Raw genomic sequence first — 15,858 nt, 5'->3', positions numbered from 1 at the left:
GGGGGGGTAACCGAGCCTCAACTCTGGGTGTAAATGGTAGTTTCCGAAAGGGTAAATTAGGTGTTAGTCTGAACGGAAATGGCCGGGGCGTGTACAATAAATCAGGTTCAGATTTAGCCCAGACGACCTTTCTAGGAGAATCCATTGCCCCCGTTCGGACGAGTCAGCATTCGGATGGTTTCGATACCGGTCTGTTTGGGCAATATGCTCTGGGACTGGACTATGATATTGCGAAAAATCAATCGCTCACCGGCGGGGTTCGATTTGGCGTTCGCAACTTAAGCCGCGACCAGCATCTGGCCACCAGTTTATTGAACGGGAACATCGTAAGAGCACCAACGAGACGGGATGTGAATAGCCAGGATTTATCGAACTCGGTCGATATGAACATCGATTACCTGCATACCTATCCCGGCGCAGTCGACGGTCCTACTCGTGAATTGAGCATTTCGACCCAGTACAGCCAAAATCACCTAACTAATAATTTTGATGCGAATAATCTGGATACGCTGGGCATCCTGACCACTCGGCAACGGAACCTGAATTTCAACACCAGCCAGGAATTTGTTCTGCAAGTAGATTACCAGACGCCTATCAGTCAAACCCAAATGCTTGAGTTTGGCGCTAAAGAAACCTACCGGCGGGTAAACAGTCAGTATCAGTACTTATTAGCGAGCCCAACCTCCGAGTATTCGGTTGATAGTCAGCGTCCAGATGGCTCCTTGTTGTATGATCAGAATATTGGGGCTGCTTATCTGTCATACACACTAACGACACATAATAAGATCACGATTAAGGCAGGAACGCGTTATGAATACACCAGCATACAGGCCCGGACTGGAGGGTCAACTGTTGGAAACCAGGGGCCTATTTCGATTCCGAACTACGGTAAACTAGTGCCCAGTATTAATCTCTCGAAGAAGCTTAACGAGACAACCACGATTAAACTGGCCTACAACCGCCGGATTCAGCGTCCGAACGTTCAGGACTTGAATCCCAATTTCAATACCGCTAATCCTTACAATATTTCCATCGGCAACCCGTATTTAAAGCCTGAAATAACCGACCGGGTTGAATTTGGCTATAGTACCTACGTCAAAAAAACGTACCTGAATCTGACGCTGTATACCCGTCTGAATCGGGATGACATTCAGTCGATTAGCCAACGCTCTGATACGTTGATCGGTGCGGTCGTGAGCCGCCGATCAAATATTGGCAAGGAGTACAATTACGGTACCAACCTGTTTGCTACTGTGAATATTACCCCTCGCTGGAGTGTCAATGCGAACCTGGATATTATGTACCGCTACATCAGCGGGTTGGCTCTGGATGTATCGGGGTTATCGATCCCACTCAGTAACACGGGTATTCGCTGGGGTGGTCGGTTCGATAGCCAGATACAATTCGACAAAGGTTGGGCCATTCAGGCTAACCTCGGCTATCGGGGCAAGGACATCGCCCTGCAAGGGTATCGGATTGGGTTTGCCCAATACTCGTTAGGCGCCCGTAAATCATTTACTAACAAACGAGGCAGTATTGGCTTAGCCGCCGAGAATTTTCTCACCAACGGTATGGGCTTCACTTCGGTGTTGAACTCGGCGCAATTTAACCAGGATTTCCGGCAGTATATCTACAACTCCAGTATCCGCCTGACGTTCAGCTATAAACTAGGTAATCTGAATGGGGCCAAGGTGAAGAAAGGCAAATCGGCGAGTGGTGAGGATGAGAATTAACTAGGGCTCGACCGGCGAAATGCGAGTACTAGGATATCAGTAAAAAGAAAGCCTTGATTAATTTTAATGCGGTTAATCTATTGAATACCCTGCAAAAAATCCGAACTGGATACGCTGAATCAATATGCTATTGGACAACAGGATTCCCCAATTATTTATCTCGGCATCAGCTATCGATTCGCCAAGATCACTAAAAAGTGGTTGACCAGTAGCCTTACATCTTCAACCATTCCTTCACTGTCTTTGGACGTTTCACCAAATAACTATAATAGATCGCTAGCAGTATGTTAATCGTGCAACCAATTAGCCAACCCGCCCGGCGACCGTTTGCATGAGTAGCAAAAAGTCCCATAAAGATTGTCCATCCCCAAACCAATACCATACTGACAATGAGGAGAATCTTCATGATTTGCGGCATCTAATTAGGAATAAATTTGCCATGGATATACTAATATACGTTTACTTGTTGTCCGATCCTGAAAAAAAGTTGTCAGTTTGTCTTCTCTCAAAAATATACCGACGTTTTTTTGGACGGTGATTGAGTAGGAGAGAAGGGGCTGGAAACGGCCCTTTTTGCGTTCAATAAACTCGTTCAATTTAGTTCAGGAGTTTCTGTCATTGGTAGGTTTAATTGAACGCTTATGATGAATTTCATTTAGCTGTAAATGAATGGACTACCTTTTCAGTTTATATTACAGTTAATTATTCCAAAATAGGCTAGACTTTATCAATCTATGGCATTAACTAATCCATTCTCAATTAGCCAGTCAAAGGAATTACGTATTTCATCTTCTTTAAATCTCTTTTTCTTATCAGACCAAGCATAAAAGAGATTAAGTAGATCCTGCCAAATAAAATCAGACCCTTTGGATTTTAACTCTAATAAACACGCAAAAACTGTCGTTGCGAGTTCTGTATAGTCAGTGCTTTTCTTTCTAAAAAGTTCAATTATAAATTGAATTCTATGATCTTGTTGGCTAAAATAGTTTTCATAATATTTTTTATATCCTTCTGCATTTTCTAATGGAGTATATTTATATCTAGTATAATTTGTTTTAATTTCTTTTTCGACGTCAAACCATTTATTCTTTTTAAATTCTTTTGCAATTGTATGCATGAATTTATTATCAAATGGTCCCGCTGCTTGTTTTTGATACCTTGACTCTAAGTGCATTTCTGCTGCATTTTCACACAGATATACAAGTTTCTGGAATTTAACGCGGCCAAGGGAAGGTTCTTGATTTAATTTAAAAGCTATTTCTGCTGCTAATACTACTCTTTTAAAATAGACATTTTGGAGTGATTGTTTATCACTATTTTCAAGAGAATTAACAGCTTCTCGCTCTAAAATCTCCTCTACCGTTTTAGGCATTAAATAGCCCGCTAACATTAGCCCCTTCTCAAAATCTTCAAAGGAGAAATTTACTTTTTCTCTATCTGTTGATTTCATTAATGGTGTTTTTAATTTTTTCAATTGCTCTCTCGCGTATTTTACGGATAGTGTCCTTTTTTATACTAAGCTCTTGAGCTAGTGCCTCAGTGACTGTATCTGGCAGATATTTATGATGTCTTTTAAATTCCAAATCAGCAAGAATAATCTTTTGCTCTTTAAAATTCAGTTTTTTAAAAATAAGAACAGCTATATCTTTTTTATTTTTTAAGGCGCGTACCTCCGCAGGAGAATATTCCGAGGAATCGAATATGTCCTCAAAATAGGTCCTATTTATAGTAGTTTTATTCTTCTCGGCAGCATAGTGGTTATTAAATAGAGATGTTGCGATCCTGTATAAGTAAACTAAAACTGCTCGATGTTGATCAGCACTCTTAATCTGGTCTGCCTGAAAGGATTTATATTTCTTGAGCCTTTCGAATGTTTCGTGAGCAATTTGCTTTCCAATATGCGGGTCAAGTTTACGTTTTTCACATATTCGAGCACACTCACTCTTCACTTCAGTCAAAAAACGTTTAAGAAGTTGTTCGTACAACTCATCACCCACTTCATTAGTGCAAAAAAGCTCTAATAGGGTAAGATCTGAGATTTGATTAAGCTCTGAATTAGTAAGCAATGCTTTTCTATTTAATATACCACGAAGCGTGACATCCTTAATGTCACGCTTCGTGGTAGAATGGGTGGTATAGGTCACCAAGTTATGAATAAAATTGAAAATGCGTAATCAGAGCTGGACTTTACTCGGTCATTAATTCCAAAAGAATATACAAATAAGGTTTGGTTGATATTCAAATTTCGTAGCTTTTGTATCCTATATTCTATTTTTTGTATATATTATAACCTCGCCTGTATTAGTTACATCAAGCTACAAATAGGTCATGGCTCAATATATACTAAGCGTAAAAGTGCATGATTCAGACAATCTAAAAATTATCTAATATGGCTATTTTAAATGTTGCCTCAAATAATCGGCCTAGCATATTTATAGGTAGTAGCAGTGAAGGTCTTGAAGTTGCCAGAGCTGTTAAATCTAATTTTGATAAAGAAGCCGATGTTGATATTTGGGATGAAAATCTTTTTGCTTTAAATAAGAGTAATCTTGAAAATTTAATAAATAGAGCCTCGTTTTATGATTTCGCGATAATCATTTTGACTCCTGATGACGAGGCATTAATTAGGGGTAATAACGAAATAATTCCCAGAGATAATGTTTTGTTTGAATTAGGTCTTTTTTTAGGAGCAATTGGTGTAAACCGTACATTTTATATTGCCGAAGAATCTGTAAAAATTCTTACTGATTTTAAGGGACTAACAAACACAACATATAGAGGGAGAGACAATTTAGTTGCTGCTGTCGGCAATAGCTGTAACACTATTAGAAGAGAAATGGAAGTTGCTGAAAAGCTCTATCGGTTTTCTCTGCTCCCATCAACATCGTTAGCTATCGGATATTACAAAAATTTCCTTGAAAAGGTCTCTGATGCTTTTACACATATTGATGAATTTGAAGTTCTCGAGAAAAACTCAAAAGGCGATATTATAAATAAACAAATTGTACAAGTAAAAAATAGATTTCCATCTATCACTATTTTATTGCCACAAAAACTATCTGATCTCCAGCCAGCTATTTTAAAAAGAAGAACCAGTACGTTAAAACAAATAACAGTAAATACTTCATTTCGGCCTTTTCCATTTTATATAGAAGGAGATATTGATGAGGATAATGTTAATTTTTTTGACATACCCACTACTTTATTGTCATCTTTAGAAACAGTTAATAAAATATTTAGTCAAGATTTTTTAGTCCGTGACAATAATCTTGATCGAATTCAACGGCGTGAAATTTCCAATTTCGAAAAAACAATTAGGATACTCGTTCCTGATAATATTGAAAATGAATTAATTAAGTTTGACACTTTAAATTAACCCACTTTAACTACTAATATAATGGCAGACTGTCAAAATTTATTTCGATCCTATCTCGCTAAGATTTCGATTGATAGCGAAAAGGAAAAGAAAATGAAGACGTCGCGAGATAAACTTCGGGATAGAATCCGTGACTGGTTTAAAAAAAATCAACCCGATTATAAGCCTTGTTTTTATGTGCAGGGCTCTACAAAGATGAAGTCAGTCATCAAGACAAAAGATGACATTTGTGATTTAGATGACGGTGTTTATTTCTTTCAAACCCCGACCCATGAACCGGAAACTCTTCAAGACTGGGTACGTCAGGCGGTCGACGGATATACAAGCAAGCCTGCACAACATCGAAAAAAATGTATCAGGACGATTTTTGCCGGTGATTATGAGATTGACCATCCAGTCTATTATAAAGATGTAGATACTGATGAGTATCAAATAGCAATCAAAGGTGAAGACTGGCGCGATGATGATCCCAAAGGCATGATTTCTTGGTTCATAAAAAAGAAAAAACAGGATACCAGAATAGTTAATGCAGTAATGTATTTGAAAGCTTGGTGCGATTTTAAGAGACATAAAATGCCCAGCGGTCTAACAATGACAATTTTAGCATCAAATACATTAGATAAAATTGTCCTCAACGATCGCGATGACATCACACTGAGAGATATTCTTAGTGAGATAAAAAAAACTTTAGATTCAGAATTTAAATGTATTGTTCCTGTTAAACCAGGCGATGACCTTTTTGAGGATTATGACCAAACCAGAGAGGATAACTTTAAGACAGCTTTAAAAGAATTCTTAGATGATGCCAACAAAGCACTTCGAGAAGAGAATCAATTTAAAGCAAGTAAACTTTGGCAAAAACACCTAGGAGATCGGTTTCCCGATGGAGAGGATAAAAAACAAGAGTCTGCTTTAAAAACAACTATTGTAACTGGTGCTGCCAGATCTAATCCATGGTGTAATGATTAATGGGATTGGTTTATTCAAGAAAGAGGCAAAATATATAAATGACCATTTTCCCACTTTAGCCTATGCTGAGGAGGAAAATGGTCATCCATTCATTTACGGAGAGATTCTATTAACTGATCCTGAAAATGAGTTGCTTGATAGCTATTTAATCAAGATAGTACCAACGGATAATTACCCCTTAAGTTTTCCCAAGGTATTTGAAAGGGGAGGGCGTATCCCTATCAATGTTGATTGGCATGTTTTTCCTGACGGCCACTGTTGCTTAATGTCAATCCCTCAAGAGACCTTAACTTGCAAAAAAGGTATAACACTAGTTTGGTTTATTGAGCAAGAAGTAATCCCTTATTTCTACAATCAAAAACACCGCGAGCTTTTTGGTTATTTTTTAAAAGAAAGATCTCATGGAAATAAAGGTCATATTGAATTCTTTCAGGAGAAGTTCAATACTACAGATCTAGATTTCATCGTCAAAATGCTTCATTTCATTGCAAAGAAAAAAGAGCCAAAAAATACAGATAAATGTTTCTGTGGTGGGACTTCAAAATATAAGAAATGCCATAGAACGCTTTATAGAGAATTTCAATTATTTGACACAGGTGAAATACTCCTTTATGTAAAGCTTATTCAAAAATATATAATCGCTCAGGGTTCATAATTATAATAATTAATCCAACTTCTGAGGTCTTTAACTAATAAATGTACTTTAGTACTTGGGTTAGCATTAATTACAGGAACATTAACATGGAGACTGCTCGCTAAACTGTGTCACAGGTGAATAAAGGGATAAAAAACTCTTATTTTCACTATCATGACTAACGAGTTCGATTTCGAGGCCTTCAAACAGGCCGCTATCAAAGGCCTTTACGAAGGTAAACCCCTAACGGGCGAAAACGGCCTGTTTGCCCCTTTGCTCAAACACTTTTTAGAGTCCGCTTTGGAAGGGGAAATGGATGGCCATTTAGCACAAACCCGACTTCCTGAGCAGAACCGTCGAAATGGCAAAACTACTAAGCAGGTTAAAAGCAGTGCTGGTCCCTTAGAGTTGCAAACTCCCCGTGACCGAACCGGCAGCTATCAACCCCAGATCGTTCCCAAACGACAGGTTGTACTGACACCCCAACTCGAACAGAAGGTGCTTTCGCTCTATAGCGTAGGCAATAGCTATGCCGATATTAGTCAGCATCTGTCGGAGATGTATGGCTATTCCCTCTCTGATAGCGAGTTAACCGCCATTACGGATAAAGTAATTCCAGCCATGCGGGAATGGCAAAACCGGCCACTGGAGAGTCTATATACACTAGTGTGGCTAGACGGTATTTATTACAAAGTACGCCATGATGGCAAAGTAGTCACGCGTGTACTCTACAGTGTGATCGGGCTAAGCCTGTCAGGCAAAAAGCAAGTATTGGGTATCTACACGGCTGAAAGTGAGTCAGCTAAGTTCTGGCTGACGGTCCTGACAGATCTTAAACAAAGGGGCGTTGAAGACTTGCTCATTACCTGTGTCGATGGCCTGAAAGGTTTTGATACGGCCATTGCCAGTGTTTTTCCGGCCACAACGGTGCAGCTCTGTATTGTTCATCAACTCCGCAACAGTTTTCGGTTCGTGCCCGACAAGTTATTAAAAGACTTGGCTAATGACTTGAAGACCGTTTATCAGGCTCTTAACCGAGAGCAAGGCTTGGAAAATTTATTGATAGTGCAGGAAAAATGGGGATCGGCATATCCCAAAGCGGTCCAGCCTTGGGTAGAGAAATGGGAGCTGTTATCGCCGTTTTTCGACTATCCGGCCGCTATTCGCAAAGTGATGTACACCACCAATACAGTGGAAGGTTATCACCGCCAGTTACGCAAAGTGACGAAAACGAAAGGTGCCTTTTCGTCGGATGTAGCTTTACAAAAGTTGGTTTATCTGACGATTCAGAACCTGCAAATCAAATGGGAAACGACGACTTACAATTGGAAAGAGATCATCAATCAGTTCAGTATTATCTTTGAAGAGCGGATTAAATCCCATCGCTTCGAATAAAACCTGCTGACACAGTTCAGCGAGCACTCCCTTAACATGTGCACTCAATAAAGCCTCAGCCCTGTTAGTTGCATCAATTTCGCTTCCAATAACGAAAATCACCTCCAGAATGTCAGGGCTACCATGATTATATACAAACTGCTCATGGTTCGCAAATTGCCTTATTGTTTGCTCAAGTAATATATAAATCTGTTGTCTAGGTATTGGAGGAGTAGATGCGACATCTACCAAGTGTAATAATAGCCAAAGTTCAAATACCTCATTACTATAAGCCGTGTTAAAATTCTGTGCTTCAGCGATTTGAAGTGCTTCATTAAACCGTCTTATTCTCGATTCGTTAATATCTGCATCGTCCTTATCAAAAACGACCCAAAGAAAATCGACTTCTCTTTTTTCATCTTTTACAAATTTATCCCTTTCAATTATTGCCCTTTCAACTACGCCCTTTGGATCTAGGCCAGTACCTATTGGTTTTAAATAGAGCGTTTCCTCTGGAAGTAGATTTACAAAGTGATCAAAATAATAAGGTTCTGTTTTTTCGTCTTCGCAAACTATAAAGAATACATATTCGTATTTTTTTATTCTAAGAGGCCGCTTAACTGATTCATTTGACGCTTTTTTTGCAAGCTTCCCTTTCCTAGCCATTAGTTCCAATTTCTAATGATAATAAATCCTTTAAGTCTGGGACTGCACCATATCTTCCTTCAAAATATCTTTTTTCCTTATCTGTATCTGGTCTCTCTTTCTCTGGTTTTAGGCTTTTCTTATTATCAATATATACAAAATCTGATAGAGAGTACACTTCTGTCGACTCCCATTTATTTTTACTAGAAAAATAAATTTGATCTCTTCTTAAATCACAATAAGATAGCAAGTTTGTATCATGGGTAGCAAAAATTAGTTGCGCTTTATTTGGGTTTGTTTTTTTGTTAAGAAAAAGATTGATTGTTTGCAAGGTCATTATAGAATGCATTTTAGCTTCTATTTCATCAATTATTAATGTGCCACCGTTCACTAGTGCCCAAATAATTGGGCCGCTGATATGGAAAGCCTTTTTTGTACCTGCGGATTCTCTTTCTTCTAATTTCCAGTTAACTGTTTCTTTTGTCTTACTTCCATTTGCATCATACATTTTATGTGTCGACCAAACTGAAAACCCTTCTTTCCCGTTCAAGTCTTTAATGATTGCATTTCGAAGATTATCTGGAATTTGCTTATTCAATTCATTACTATCAAATTTTTGAGTAGTTATTTCTAAGTCTACTATTGATAAATTTAATCTCGAAAAATATTCTTTTATTTTTAATCTATATTCAGGATTTTGCCAAAGTTCAAAAGTTTGAAAGACTTCATCTTCAGTTTGAATACCATCAACCTTTCTAAAATGATTGAACCATTGAAATATTTGTTTCGCTTCTTCTACATTCAACATATCGCATGTAGACAAGAATAAAGCATTTTTTCTAGTTGCTTCAATTGCAGCATCTATTGCCTTGGAAGAACCTTGAAAGCCTGGGGATACATCTATTATATCATTTTTGCGTTGAAATAAGCTTACTTCACGACTTTGACCTTTTCTAAATAGCCATTCATAAATAATTTCTTCCTTATTAAATTCTAGTCCGTATCTGTATCTATAACCGTTTAAAATAAAAGTAATTTCAAATAGTGTTGGCATTGTCGCCAGCCCTTGCTTTAAAAGAAATGGATCGTAGGGCAAGGGTGTTATTGATGAAGTTCTTGCCGAAATATGAACTAAGCTATCTAATAAGTCCATTGCTTGAAGAAGATTGCTCTTTCCACTTCCATTTGGACCATATATAGCAATTGCATTCAATGCTTGGTACTTACTTTTCTCTAAAATATTGTTTTCGAAGTCTTTCTGCTTAGGTGCTGGCAATAAACTGATAACTTGTTCTTCACCTATTGATCTATAGTTCGATACTTTAAATTGAATCAACATGGTCTATTATGAGATTTTTCTACAAAATAAACGCAGTTGAGCAGTATTAAGTTTGAATTGCAGATAAATTATTAACGTTAATATCTTGTTACTGGAAAAACATCCACTAATCAATCAACACAAGTTGCTGATAATCAGCGACTTGTTAACTTTGTCGAAAATTGATAAAAGTTAAAATAAGTTCGACTTGCTATGGGGATCACTTTACCTTTAGAAATCAATTTCCCCTGATTATCTATCACTTCAATTAAATGACTAGTTGACCTGATTTCACAATAGTGATAGATGTTGGCAGTGATTATGAACTAGCTGCCATTCATTCTGTCAACTTGTCAGTCAGCTAATACATGAACGATCTAACGTAACAAAGCCACGACGGACGTTGTGCGGTTGATTCACTTCCACATCTCTTCCTACGGGGCAGAGAAATTAAGCTCAAACTGGTTTTTCTGAATTTTACATAACATTAACGCTGATTCACGTTTAGTCATCCCCTGCTGACGGGCTTTTACTCGCGATATGATTTAACATAGAGAAGTTCGGCGAAAGTCCCAATATTGTCGTTTTTCAACAAATCTCGGAAAGCCGAATTTCCAAGATGTTGAAAATACTTGTACATTGCTTCTTTTAAACCCTTGGCCATGCCTAAGCAATCGTGTACTCTTTCTACTGTTAATACTACAGACGGGGCTATCCAAACAAGTAGTGGTAAGCTGACACTTACCCAGGTGTTGACCTACTTTGCCGCCTGGTTACCCAAACCCGGTAACTATCCAAGGATCGTGCGACCATACTTGGTTTACTGTCTAACCAACAAGTATTCCATTGATCGATTCAGTCTAAGTTTATTTGCCGCTGGTTTGCCTGCTAACCGTATTTCCCCTCTGCGGAAATTTCTGCTGTTTTATCAGATTCAAGGCTTGCCCCAGCTGACCGCCGACCCTCCACCAACTTCTACCAAGATTCCAGCCGCCAATGAATTAATCCTTAGCTTCCTTCATGATTCAATCACTTTACGAGGGGAAGAGTCCAGAGATACGTATACCAAATCGCTGAACGCTTTCTTTCGTTATTTGGCTGATGAGCAAGGCCAGGGCAACCAGGCTTCTTTTAGTGGTCAAACGGTGGGTCGATACGTCGAATGGCTCAAGAAAGAAGGTCTATCTGCATTTACGGTCAATATTCGCCTTTCGGCCATTAAGCAACTAGCCGCCTGGGTGATTAAAAATCGCAGTCAGCTTGGATTAGTTGCGGATCAGGTCGATTCGCTTAGGGATGTCGATGCTGTGCGTGGCCTGACGACCGAACGTAAGTTTTATAAAGATAGTCTGGAACGGGCCGAGCGAGATGAACTCCTGAATTCTATTGAGGATGCTGCCGACCGGGCATTGGTCGCTTTATTGGTTATTGAAGGCTTACGGACTGTAGAAGTGACCCGGTTACGGGTGGGAGACATTGATTTTGAACGTAAACAGTTATGGGTCAAAGGGAAAGGAAAAGATACTCGAAAAGATGTCCACCTGTTTGATTCCTGCGCTCAGGCTCTGATTTCCTACTTACAGGATAAATCGTACTGGCCAATTCCACCACAGGCAGGCAAGGCCTTGTGGACCGATTTAAAAACCTATCAAATCAGGTATCGGGTTGATAAATATCTGCGGCAACTGAACTTGAAACGTCCCAGGCTATCCGCGCACAGTCTACGTCATACAACAGGCCAACTTCTTATTCAAGAAGGCGTTGAGCCAATTCATGTGCAGCGCCACTTGCGCCATGAATTATTTGAAACAACACAATTCTATATAAAGAAACAAACCGAGAAGGACTACTATATTAAAATAACGGATATACCTGTAAAGGATTGATTGTCAAAATTTTGTAATTGTTAACAACGTAACAAATTTACTTTGTATATTATATATTTTATTGCATAGTTAATTTGTTACATGAGATTTATAAGGAAACTGGACAGCGGGGAAAAAAGTGAAGCGGCATGGTTTACTTTCTTTTTTCAAAAACTACAGTTATTCCATGATTATTTTGGTCGATGTCGATAGCTTTTACGTTAGCGCCGAACGGATTTTTCGACCCGATCTGGAAGGAAAACCCGTTGTGGTGCTTAGCGCGAACGATGGAAATATAATTGCCCGTTCTAAGGAGGCCAAGAAGCTGAAAATAAGAATGGGGCAACCCACGTTTGAATTAGGGGGCGTTGTTAAGCAACATAAAGTAGAGATTATAAGCACCAATTTTACCCCGTACGGCGATGTTTCCGGCCGATTAATGCGAATCTTAAACCAATTCATTGAGAAGATCGAGATTTATTCAATCGACGAGGCATTTTTAGATGTGACTGGGTACGAGCGGATCTATACCGACTTAGTAGCATTTGGCCATCAGATCCGAAAGACAATTAAGCAGTGGGTGGGTTTGCCGGTTTCGATTGGTATTGTGCCAAAAGAAACCTTAGCAAAAGTGGCGAGCTGGTACGCTAAAAAGCAACCCAACTACAACGGAGTTTTTGAGCTACGGGAAGCGGATCGCATTCAACAGGCACTTGCTGATTTCCCCTGTTTGGAGGTGTGGGATATTGGTCACCAGTACAATCAACTCCTCAAAAAAAACGGAATTGAAACGGCGTATGCGTTAACCCAGTGTCATGATGTGTGGATTCAGAAACACATGACAATTGAAGGCTTACGTTTAGTCGATGAATTGCGAGGAAATACCCGTCGACCCGTCCAGCAATATCCTGCGCCGAAAAAGTCGATTTTAACCTCACCTTGTTTTGGTACGCCTGTTGACGATCTGAAAACACTGCAAGAAGGACTGAATACGCACGTAGTTCGATGTGGAGAAAAACTAAGAAGACAACAGTCGGCTGCCTGTTTAGTAACTGTGTATTTGCAGACCAATCCATTTAGAGCTGACCAGCCGCAGTATTTCAATAGTCAGGCTACAGCACTGCCGCATCCTTCTAGTGCTACCCCTGAATTACTTCAATATGCCATTGGTGTGTTAAATGCGATCTACAAGCCCGGATATAAACTTAAGCGTGTAGGCGTGATGCTATCAGGTTTTGTACCTCATGATTATCAAAAGCCAACCCTCTTTAATGACGTTTCCGATCCTCGACTACGAGCGGTAAGCCAAACCGCTGATAAACTCAACGCGAAGTATGGGCGGGACAAAATACGATTTGCCAGTCAGGGATACAGCGTACATTGGAAACCGCGCAGCAAGTTTTTAAGCAGACGGTATACGACTCGATGGAGTGAGATTTTGAGAGCACAGTAAACTAAAAACGACCGTATAAAATTAAAGGGTAAAGATTAGTTGAAGAGTAAATAAGCGTTTTGTCCAGAGTGTAGTATGTCAAAAATTATTTTAATAACTGGTGCCTCAACGGGCTTAGGAGAAACTATCGCCACCTATTTGGCGCAGAAGGGCTTTACCGTATACGGAACATCCCGATCAATTGAGCAGAAGTCAAAACCTTTTTTGACCATGGATTTGGATGTCTGTAATGAAGCAAGTATTCAAAAAGGGGTGAACCGAATTATTGAGAAGCATGGCCGAATTGATGTATTAATTAACAATGCTGGGTTGGCTATTGCGGGGCCGGTTGAGGCTTTACCGCTTGCCGAAGTACAGCGGGTATTCGATACAAATGTCTTTGGTACGATCCGAACGATTCAAGCCGTTTTACCTACGATGCGTCAGCAAAAGTCTGGTTTAATTATTAATATTAGTTCCATTGCGGCAGAAGCAGGGTTACCGTTTCGAGGAGGTTATTGCGCTAGTAAAGCCGCCGTTGACCGGCTGACTGAAGCACTCCGATTAGAGCTGGCCTCATTTGGAATTCAGGCTTGTTATATCCAACCAGGTGGTACGAAAACGGATATTAACAAGAATCGGCTTCGGGTATCTTTACCTGCCAACAGTGCCTATAAAGAAACGTTTGACCGCACGTATGCATTAATCGACGAAAGTGTTAGTGAGGGAATAGAACCCGACGTGTTTGGGCCACTGGTCGAAAAAATCATTCAGTCGCCCCAAGTTGATCGATTGTACCGGGTTGGTAAATCCCTGGAGAAATTTTCCGTTTTGTTAAAAAGTATTTTACCAACGGGTATCTACGAACGTATGATTCGAAACCACTATAAAATGTGAGGCAATAAATCAATGAATAAGCTATGCCCTGGCAGATTTGTCAGGGCTTTTATGTAAACAATAATCAGTGAATACAAATGCCTAATTCTAACAGTACATCGGGAAAAAAAGCAGATAATCAATTTCTAATTACATTTTTCTAATTAGAAATTTGCAATTAGAGAATTAATAGTTATTTTAGTACACGAAAGGTAATTGAACAGGCAAACACTATTTTGTATGGCATCCGTAAGCACAACCCCTTTAAAAACAGACAGTTGGAGCGAGATTTGTTTCCCTGTGGAATCGGTAAGATTAATTGATATGTTACCAGGCTACCAGATTGTGCCATCGGACCGTCAGAACTCGATTGTTGGCTATCCAACTGGTAGTAACCCAGTGGTCTATGCGATTCAATCTGAGCAGTATTCAATCGTGCCTAACACCCTTTTGCGAGAAGTTGTGACTAAGTACATACCTCAGCATGAAATCAACATACGGTATACGGACCGAGGAGAATTTACTATAAACGTAATTACACCGAACGAGATCAGTATCGGCGACGAATGGTTGTACCGCAATCTGATAATTAACAATAGTTACACGGGTAAATCACCTTTTACGGTTCAGGGAACGATTGTTAATGAACGAACTGTGACAGAAACGGGCGTACGGGTTAGCTACTATCGACAGATATGTAGCAATGGTTTAATGGGTTGGGCAGATGAATGGTTGGAAATGGATGCTTACTTAAACTGGCTATTAGCTGGGAAGCCCAAGAAGCACAAAAAAGCTTTGGATATAAAGGAAAGTGGTATTGAAACCAAAACCTACACGAAGCAAGAAGTCGATGAAGTCGTTCATAAAAAACTGCATCATATTCGGTTAGATATAGATTCCCTAAGCTCCTATTTAGGAAAGGTTCTTACGCAATTTATGGCACATAAAGGCTCCCTAACCGCCCAAGTTTATCAGCGATTATATAATAAACCTGTCCAAGAAGCCACAGTCGAAAAATTAGCCAAAGAAGTTAAAATCCCGGTACAACTGGTAAAGCAAGCCCAGGAACGTATGAAAGTAGAAGAACGGATATTAAAGTCAGAGCCCACGATGTGGCTGTTGTATAACGCTTTTAATTACTCGCTGATGAATAGCCGCGTCAGCCTTTCTCTTTCAGATCGGTATGCTATGGATGAAAAGGTTTTTCATGAGTTAACCCACCAAGCGTTGAATGTGAATTAAACTAATATCAGGGCTGCTATTTCTTGCAGCCTTTTTATACTAACCTATTTTTTCTAATTAGAAATTTCTAATTAGAAAAAATATAGCCAAATCGATAGTTTAAAACTCATTAGGGATTGAAGCACGTATTGTAAGATGAATTTTGACTATATAATCAATTGGCACTATAAAAACTTTAAAGACTGTTATTTCATCAGTCTTGGTATAGTGATTGAAGCTAGTGCGCGCACTTGTGGAGACGGTATCGCAGTATCAATTTACAGATAACTATCAATGGATACCAAGGCGAATGAATTTAGAAGACCAGTCGTATGCTACTGGAAAATCTAGTCAAAAACCAGTATGAATACGTATCTTAATGATTTATTAGGCTATAAGAAAAAGAAAACTCGAT

Annotated in this window: 11 protein-coding genes and 2 pseudogenes (1 of these 13 only partly in view); 9 read left to right on the top strand and 4 right to left on the bottom strand. The window is 39.3% G+C overall.

The features are described from left to right. A pseudogene (locus BGO59_RS35270) lies at window positions 1-1,733 on the top strand (outer membrane beta-barrel family protein) (its annotated part extends 38 nt beyond the left edge of the window); the annotation flags it as partial. Between the two features lie 727 nt (window positions 1,734-2,460). Here BGO59_RS35270 and BGO59_RS35265 read toward each other — a convergent pair. Together BGO59_RS35265 and BGO59_RS35260 are read right to left on the bottom strand one after the other, a co-directional pair. Beyond that, window positions 2,461-3,183: a hypothetical protein gene (locus BGO59_RS35265; RefSeq protein ID WP_293692233.1), complete on the bottom strand. Its 723-nt coding sequence runs from the start codon at window positions 3,181-3,183 to the stop codon at window positions 2,461-2,463. After that, window positions 3,167-3,877, bottom strand: a complete 711-nt coding sequence (locus BGO59_RS35260) for a hypothetical protein (protein ID WP_293692231.1) — start codon at window positions 3,875-3,877, stop codon at window positions 3,167-3,169. Before BGO59_RS35260 ends, BGO59_RS35265 begins: the two co-directional genes overlap by 17 nt. Before the next feature lie 245 nt (window positions 3,878-4,122). On the opposite strand from BGO59_RS35260, the gene BGO59_RS35255 reads away from it, so the two are divergent. The 4 genes from BGO59_RS35255 to BGO59_RS35240 all read left to right on the top strand — a co-directional run bounded on the left by BGO59_RS35255 (window position 4,123) and on the right by BGO59_RS35240 (window position 8,107). Beyond that, window positions 4,123-5,109 (top strand): TIR domain-containing protein, encoded by a 987-nt coding sequence (locus BGO59_RS35255; protein ID WP_293692229.1) that lies wholly within the window; start codon window positions 4,123-4,125, stop codon window positions 5,107-5,109. A 21-nt stretch (window positions 5,110-5,130) separates the two neighbouring features. After that, complete coding sequence (locus tag BGO59_RS35250) at window positions 5,131-6,078, top strand: CBASS cGAMP synthase (RefSeq protein ID WP_293692227.1); 948 nt, start codon at window positions 5,131-5,133, stop codon at window positions 6,076-6,078. Further along, window positions 6,071-6,733 carry a hypothetical protein gene (locus tag BGO59_RS35245; protein ID WP_293692225.1) on the top strand — a complete coding sequence of 221 codons (663 nt, stop codon included), beginning with the start codon at window positions 6,071-6,073 and terminating at the stop codon, window positions 6,731-6,733. The genes BGO59_RS35250 and BGO59_RS35245 overlap by 8 nt, the downstream gene beginning before the upstream one ends. Before the next feature lie 153 nt (window positions 6,734-6,886). After that, the gene (locus tag BGO59_RS35240; protein ID WP_293692223.1) at window positions 6,887-8,107 is read left to right on the top strand and encodes an IS256 family transposase; all 1,221 of its coding nucleotides are present in this window, start codon (window positions 6,887-6,889) and stop codon (window positions 8,105-8,107) included. Window positions 8,108-8,155: 48 nt separating this feature from the next. Here BGO59_RS35240 and BGO59_RS35235 read toward each other — a convergent pair. Next, window positions 8,156-8,752 (bottom strand): annotated as a pseudogene (locus BGO59_RS35235) (RloB family protein); the annotation flags it as partial. Next, entirely contained in the window at window positions 8,745-10,070 is a 1,326-nt protein-coding gene (locus BGO59_RS35230; RefSeq protein ID WP_293692221.1) for an ATP/GTP-binding protein, read from the bottom strand. The pseudogene BGO59_RS35235 and the gene BGO59_RS35230, both read right to left, overlap by 8 nt. Window positions 10,071-10,711: 641 nt before the next feature. Between BGO59_RS35230 and BGO59_RS35225 the strand changes: the two genes are divergently transcribed. From BGO59_RS35225 to BGO59_RS35210, 4 genes are all read left to right on the top strand, one after another. Next, window positions 10,712-11,935, top strand: a complete 1,224-nt coding sequence (locus tag BGO59_RS35225; protein WP_293692219.1) for a tyrosine-type recombinase/integrase — start codon at window positions 10,712-10,714, stop codon at window positions 11,933-11,935. Window positions 11,936-12,101: 166 nt separating this feature from the next. After that, complete coding sequence (locus tag BGO59_RS35220; protein WP_293692217.1) at window positions 12,102-13,367, top strand: Y-family DNA polymerase; 1,266 nt, start codon at window positions 12,102-12,104, stop codon at window positions 13,365-13,367. A 75-nt stretch (window positions 13,368-13,442) separates the two neighbouring features. Continuing rightward, window positions 13,443-14,243 carry an SDR family oxidoreductase gene (locus BGO59_RS35215; RefSeq protein WP_293692216.1) on the top strand — a complete coding sequence of 267 codons (801 nt, stop codon included), beginning with the start codon at window positions 13,443-13,445 and terminating at the stop codon, window positions 14,241-14,243. Window positions 14,244-14,462: 219 nt separating this feature from the next. Further along, on the top strand, window positions 14,463-15,464 hold the full coding sequence (locus BGO59_RS35210) for a hypothetical protein (protein WP_293692215.1): 1,002 nt from the start codon (window positions 14,463-14,465) through the stop codon (window positions 15,462-15,464). Window positions 15,465-15,858: the final 394 nt, after the last annotated feature.

Origin of the sequence: Spirosoma sp. 48-14, from assembly GCF_001898575.1 — a bacterium.
In the GTDB taxonomy this organism is placed as follows: Bacteria; Bacteroidota; Bacteroidia; order Cytophagales; family Spirosomataceae; genus Spirosoma.
The sequence above is the reverse complement of the archived record's forward strand: the minus strand, read 5'-3'. Positions and strand labels throughout refer to the sequence as shown.

Coding starts and splice junctions, on each gene's coding strand:
- BGO59_RS35220 (WP_293692217.1), top strand. CDS start 12,102: ATGATTATTTTGGTCGATGTCGATAGCTTTTACGTTAGCGCCGAACGG.
- BGO59_RS35240 (WP_293692223.1), top strand. CDS start 6,887: ATGACTAACGAGTTCGATTTCGAGGCCTTCAAACAGGCCGCTATCAAA.
- BGO59_RS35265 (WP_293692233.1), bottom strand. CDS start 3,183: ATGAAATCAACAGATAGAGAAAAAGTAAATTTCTCCTTTGAAGATTTT.
- BGO59_RS35210 (WP_293692215.1), top strand. CDS start 14,463: ATGGCATCCGTAAGCACAACCCCTTTAAAAACAGACAGTTGGAGCGAG.
- BGO59_RS35245 (WP_293692225.1), top strand. CDS start 6,071: ATGATTAATGGGATTGGTTTATTCAAGAAAGAGGCAAAATATATAAAT.
- BGO59_RS35250 (WP_293692227.1), top strand. CDS start 5,131: ATGGCAGACTGTCAAAATTTATTTCGATCCTATCTCGCTAAGATTTCG.
- BGO59_RS35225 (WP_293692219.1), top strand. CDS start 10,712: ATGCCTAAGCAATCGTGTACTCTTTCTACTGTTAATACTACAGACGGG.
- BGO59_RS35215 (WP_293692216.1), top strand. CDS start 13,443: ATGTCAAAAATTATTTTAATAACTGGTGCCTCAACGGGCTTAGGAGAA.
- BGO59_RS35230 (WP_293692221.1), bottom strand. CDS start 10,070: ATGTTGATTCAATTTAAAGTATCGAACTATAGATCAATAGGTGAAGAA.
- BGO59_RS35255 (WP_293692229.1), top strand. CDS start 4,123: ATGGCTATTTTAAATGTTGCCTCAAATAATCGGCCTAGCATATTTATA.